Origin of the sequence: Mesorhizobium sp. M4A.F.Ca.ET.090.04.2.1 (genome assembly GCF_003999085.1) — a bacterium.
GTDB lineage: Bacteria > Pseudomonadota > Alphaproteobacteria > Rhizobiales > Rhizobiaceae > Mesorhizobium.
The window spans coordinates 1-5,201 of the sequence record NZ_RZOT01000444.1 but is presented as its reverse complement, the minus strand read 5'-3'; the positions used below and the strand labels follow the sequence as shown (position 1 = coordinate 5,201).

The following is a 5,201-nucleotide window of genomic DNA, read 5'->3' as shown; positions in this document are numbered from 1 at the left end:
GGTCGAGTGTGCCTTGAACTCATGCTCCTGGAAGCGCAGCGAGGCGCCCGCCCAATGCGTGGTCGAGCCACCGACCGACTTGACGATCCAGGCCGGCAGGTTTGGAAAATCCTTCGCCACCCGCCAGTCGCCGGATGTGGTGCGCTTGTCCTTCCAGGCAAGCTGGGTAAAGGAATCCCACTCGTCGTTGATGAAATCATCGTACTCGTGGCGGGCGCCCGCCTCGAGGATGACGACGTCGATGCCTTTCTGGGCAAGTTCGTTGCCGAGTGTGCCGCCGCCGGCGCCCGAGCCGATGATGACGACCACGCTGTCATTCTTGAGATCAAATGGTGCTGCCATGGTTTCCTCCCATGAATTCGGTCAAAAGCGGTTCAAGGAAAGAGCGGTTCAGAGCCACTCGATGTCGTTGAAGCCGCGCTCGATGTAGCCGCCCTTGGAAAAGGACTCGCCCTCGTAGCCGAAGATCGGCCAGACATCCTTCTGGTTGTAGAGGCTGACGACCAGGCCGCTGCGTACCGTCTGGAAGAACGGCGAGCTCTCGATGTCCTTGAGCAGCGCGACGCGCTGCTCCTCCCAGCCGAGCCCGCGATAGCCGCCGCTGCCGGCCTTCTTGTCGAGTTCGGCGATGCCCTTCTCGATCAGCTCCTTATGGGCGGGGTCCTTGGCGGCCAGCTCGTCATGGGCCTTGACCGCGATTGCGTAATGTTTGTCCGGTACCTGGTCGTGCGGGTAGATGTCGCGCGCCACCTGGATCAAGGTCGCCATGGTCTCTGGCTTCAGCGCCGCCGTTTCGAGACCCCAGGCGTGTTGCGGGCTGATGACCGCGCTGCCGGAAATGACGAGCAACGCTCCCGCGCCGCCGCGTTTCAGAAGCTCGCGCCGCGACAGGCCGGGCTTCCTTTCATAGATGGTGACCATTTGTTCCTCCCTGCTTGCTGTCCGCACCTCGAAGGGGTGCCTTTGCTGGCGCCGCGCTGGCCCGCGCGGCTGGTGGTCGCTTACTGAAACTGTCCTCCTCGCTGCAGGACCTCGATCTTGTAGCCGTCGGGATCCTCGATGAAGAAAAAGCGGGCGATCCGCGCCCCGTCGCGGTCGAACTCGACGATCTTCTTCGGGTTGAGGCCGAGCGCGCCGAGGCGGTCGTGCTCGCTGTCGAGGTCGGCGACCGAAACCGCGAGATGACCGTAGCCGTCGCCGAGTTCGTAAGGCTGCTCGCGACCCTTGTTGACGGTGAGCTCAAGCTCGAACGATGTCTCGGGATTGCTGAGATAGACCAGGGTGAAGGTCTCGAAATCCAGCCGATCGGCGATATCGAGTCCGAAAGCATTCCGATAGAAGTCGACAGACCGGGCCTCATTCAGAACCCGGATCATTGAGTGGATCGCTTTCGCCAAATTTCAACCCTCTGCAGCCGCGCGGCAGATGCGCATGAGGGTGATTATGGGCGCCTTGCGGCAAAGGTGGTGGCAGCCGATTACCACGCGCGGGATCCGGAAAACGGATAGAAGGCGTGAGCGGGCCAGTTCCAGCGACGAAAGTCCGATTGCTGTTTTTGGCCTTCCGGTTGAGAATGGCCGGCCGCGACAGGCAAGACTCGACGGCGCGACTTGCATCGACTCGCGCCCAAAACCAACAAGAATGGGAGAAAACGATGTGCAGGGTTTTCGCCGGGCAGGACCCGGAGGGCTACCGACAGATCAACCGGTCGATTCGCATCGACGGGCATTCCACGAGCATCCAGCTTGAGGCTACGTTTTGGGCATTGCTCGATGAGATCGCCGAAAGCCAGGGCCTGACGACGCCCAAATTCATCTCGACGCTCTATGACGAGGCAATCCAGATCAACGGCCAGATCCCGAACTTCGCCTCGATGCTGCGCACCACCTGCGCGCTCTATCTGCGCGGCCACCGGCCAACCGCGAACGAACAGGCGGCGCTGAAGCGGGAAGCCGCCTAGAGCAATTCCAGGAAAAGTGCGTAGCGGTTTTCCGTCCGGAATCGCGTCAAAACAAAGAGATAGAGCGGTTCAGCGTTTCCATGAAACGATGAACCGTTCTAGTCGACGGCGACTTCGAGCGCCAGCCGCGTCATGTCGGTGAACAGCTCCTGGCGCTCGGAATAGTCGGTCTGCTCGCCGTTGGCGACATGATCGACCACGTTCAGCAACGACAGCGCCCGCGCGCCGAAATGGGCCGAAATGCGGTACAGGGCGCTGGTCTCCATATCGACGGCGAGCGCTCCCATCGCGATGGCTTCGGCATAGCGGGCGCGGCCCTGCGGATGATAGAAAATATCGCTGCAGATCGTCAGCCCCGCCCGGTGCTCGATGCCGAGCGCCTCGGCCCGCCGCAATGCCCCGGCCAGCAGTTCCGGATCGGGACCGGCGGCGGCGTAAAGCCCGAAGACCTGGCCGCTGTCGGCATTCTCGGCGCGGACCGATCGCGATATCACCAGGCCGCGCAGCGGCACCTCGGCGCTCAGGCCGCCACAGGTGCCGGTCCGGATCAGCGTCTTGACGCCGTGGAAGTCGAGAAGCTCATGGGCGTAGATCAGGAATGACGAGACGCCGATGCCAGTAGACTGGATGCTGACCGGCTTGCCCCGGAACCGGCCGGTGAAGCCCAGCGCGCCCCTGCGGCGATTGACGCAGCGCGGCGCCTCGAGAAAAGTCGCAGCCATCCATTCGGCGCGCTCCGGGTCGCCCGGCAGCAGCACCGTTTCGGCAAAATCACCCTTCTCCGCTTCGTTGTGCGGCGTCACGGCATCTACCCCAATTCCCCGCCGCGTTGTCACCGCAATCATGGCGATCTCGCGTCGATGCGCAAGCCGCGATTGCGACGCTCCAGTGGCCGGCCTCACTGGTTATGAGTGGACGGATCGCTCCCCGGCGCCGCCACCTGTAACGGGCATGGCGCTGGCGTCTGTGCGCTCGATCACATTGAGCCCGCTGTTTGTGCGCGTCGTTCTCGCAAAACCACGGCACATTTTTGGCCGACACGCATCAGGATTCCAACACGTCCTTGACGATGGTTGCCAACTGCTTGAGAGAAAACGGCTTCGGCAGGAAGCCGAAATGCGCGTCGGCGGGCAGGTTCCTGGCAAAGGCGTCCTCGGCGTAGCCTGAGACGAAGACGAACTTGATGTCGGGCTGCCGCTTGCGCAACTCGCCTAGCAGCGTCGGCCCGTCCATTTCCGGCATCACTACGTCGGACACGACGATGTCGATCTTGCCGCCGAGCGCCTCGAACACTTCCAGTGCCTCGACGCCGGAGGACGCTTCGTGGACGGTATAGCCGCGCGATGTCAGTGCCCGCATGCCGCCCATGCGAACGGCGTCTTCGTCCTCGACGAGCAGCACAGTCGCCGAACCCGACAGGTCCTTGGCCGTCTCCGCCGGTTTCACTGGCGCCGCCGGCGCCTCGCCCGCTTCGCTCGCCGGCTTCACTTCCGCGATGAGGCGCGGCAGGAAGATGCGGAATACCGTGCCCTTGCCAACTTCCGAATCACAGAAGATGAACCCGCCCGTCTGCTTGATGATGCCATAGACCATCGACAGGCCGAGGCCGGTGCCCTTGCCGACTTCCTTGGTGGTGAAGAAGGGTTCGAATATCTTCTTCAGCACATCCGGCGCGATGCCGGTGCCGGTATCCTCGATCTCGACCACCACGTAGTCGGCCGGGGTGAGCTCGCGGTATGAGAAGCTCTTGCATTCCTCGGCTGTGACGTTGCGGGTGCGCACCGCAAGGTCGCCGCCCGCCGGCATCGCGTCGCGCGCGTTGACGGCAAGGTTCACCACCACCTGCTCGAACTGCCCGATATCGACCTTGACCGGCCAGAGATCGCGACCGTGGTCGATCTTCAGCTTGATGTCGTTGCCGACCAGACGGGCGAGCAGCATCCTGAGGTCGGCCAGAACATCGGTCAGGTTCAGCACTTCCGGGCGCAGGGTCTGCTTGCGCGAGAAGGCGAGAAGCTGCCTGACCAGCGAAGCCGCGCGGTTGGCATTCTGCTTGATGTTCATGATGTCGGGGAAGGACGGATCCGACGGGCGGTGGTTGGTCAAGAGCAGGTCCGACGCCATGATGATGGCGGTCAGCACATTGTTGAAGTCGTGTGCGATGCCGCCGGCGAGCTGGCCGACCGCCTGCATCTTCTGGCTCTGCGCCATCTGGCCTTCGAGCGCCTTCTGCTCGGTGGTGTCGACAGCATAGACGATGGCTGATTCCTCGGCACCTTCGCCGCCGGTGCCCTCGGCAACCGCGTTGACGTAGAAGCGGATGTGCCGATCCTCGTTGCCGGGCAACAAAGTGTCGATCGGCTCGATTTCGGCCTGCCGTTGCCTGGCCTTCTCGAAAGCCTCGGCGAAAGCCGGCCGGTCGCGCTCGTGGATGACCGTGTCGAGCCGGACGCGGCGGTCGACCGCGTCGCGATCGACGACCGAGGAAAACAGCGAGAGGAACGGCGCGTTGGTGCGCAGGATGCGCCCATTGGCGTCGACGCCGGCGATAGCCATCGGCGTCGAGTTGAAGAAGCGGGTGAAACGGACTTCCGAGGCGCGAAGATCGGCGGAGGCATCCTCGCCCTGGGTGCGGTTGAGCACAATTGTGCGGGTCGGACCGCCGACGCCCTCGCGGCTCGCCGAGACGCGGTGCATGAAGCGCACCGGCAGCGCCTCGCCAGTCATCGTCGTCAGGTCGAGATCGATGACGGCGTTGCGCGTGGTGCCGGGATCGGCCTTGACCGAGCGGACCAGCGCCATGCCGTCGCCGGCGACGATCTCGGGCAGCGTGACGGCGCCCGGCGTGAAGCTCGCCAGATCGATGCCCAGCCATTCGGCGAGCGTGGCGTTGATGTAGGTGACGCGGCCTTCCTGGTCGGCCGAAAAGAAACCGGCCGGCGCATGGTCGAGATGGTCGATCGCCTTTTGCAGGTCGAGGAAGAAACGCTCCTGCTCGGCCCGCTCTTGCGAGATATCGGCAAGCTGCCAGGCAAGCATCGGCAGCCGCTGGCCCGGCACATTGAAAGCGCGTGCGCGGGTGCGGTACCAGTGCGCACCGGGCTCCGCGCCGGGGCGGATGGATTGCGCAAGCCTGAACTCGCCATCGCCCGCCTGGCCGTCGCGCAGGCCCGATGCCAGCCGGTAGATGGTCATGGAGGCCTCTGGAACGTCCGACAGCAGCCCTTCGACCGTCTTGAGG

General features: G+C 63.8%; 6 protein-coding genes. 1 reads left to right on the top strand and 5 read right to left on the bottom strand.

Annotation, left to right across the window (positions count from 1 at the left end):
* The 3 genes from EN781_RS25130 to EN781_RS25120 all read right to left on the bottom strand — a co-directional run.
* Window positions 1–342: FAD-dependent monooxygenase (locus EN781_RS25130; protein WP_189347828.1), on the bottom strand; the 342-nt coding region annotated here is incomplete at its 3' end.
* Between the two features lie 48 nt (window positions 343–390).
* Entirely contained in the window at window positions 391–921 is a 531-nt protein-coding gene (locus EN781_RS25125; RefSeq protein ID WP_126054766.1) for a gluconate 2-dehydrogenase subunit 3 family protein, read from the bottom strand.
* A gap of 80 nt (window positions 922–1,001) precedes the next feature.
* Complete coding sequence (locus tag EN781_RS25120) at window positions 1,002–1,397, bottom strand: VOC family protein (protein ID WP_127400425.1); 396 nt, start codon at window positions 1,395–1,397, stop codon at window positions 1,002–1,004.
* A 257-nt stretch (window positions 1,398–1,654) separates the two neighbouring features.
* Between EN781_RS25120 and EN781_RS25115 the strand changes: the two genes are divergently transcribed.
* Window positions 1,655–1,960, top strand: a complete 306-nt coding sequence (locus EN781_RS25115; RefSeq protein ID WP_126054768.1) for a ribbon-helix-helix domain-containing protein — start codon at window positions 1,655–1,657, stop codon at window positions 1,958–1,960.
* A 98-nt stretch (window positions 1,961–2,058) separates the two neighbouring features.
* Here the strand turns inward: EN781_RS25115 and EN781_RS25110 are convergent, their stop codons facing one another.
* Window positions 2,059–2,763, bottom strand: a complete 705-nt coding sequence (locus EN781_RS25110; protein WP_126054769.1) for a DeoD-type purine-nucleoside phosphorylase — start codon at window positions 2,761–2,763, stop codon at window positions 2,059–2,061.
* Window positions 2,764–3,004: 241 nt separating this feature from the next.
* Window positions 3,005–5,201, bottom strand: a 2,197-nt coding sequence (locus EN781_RS25105; RefSeq protein ID WP_145965615.1) for a PAS domain-containing sensor histidine kinase, incomplete at its 5' end; no start/stop codon positions are given.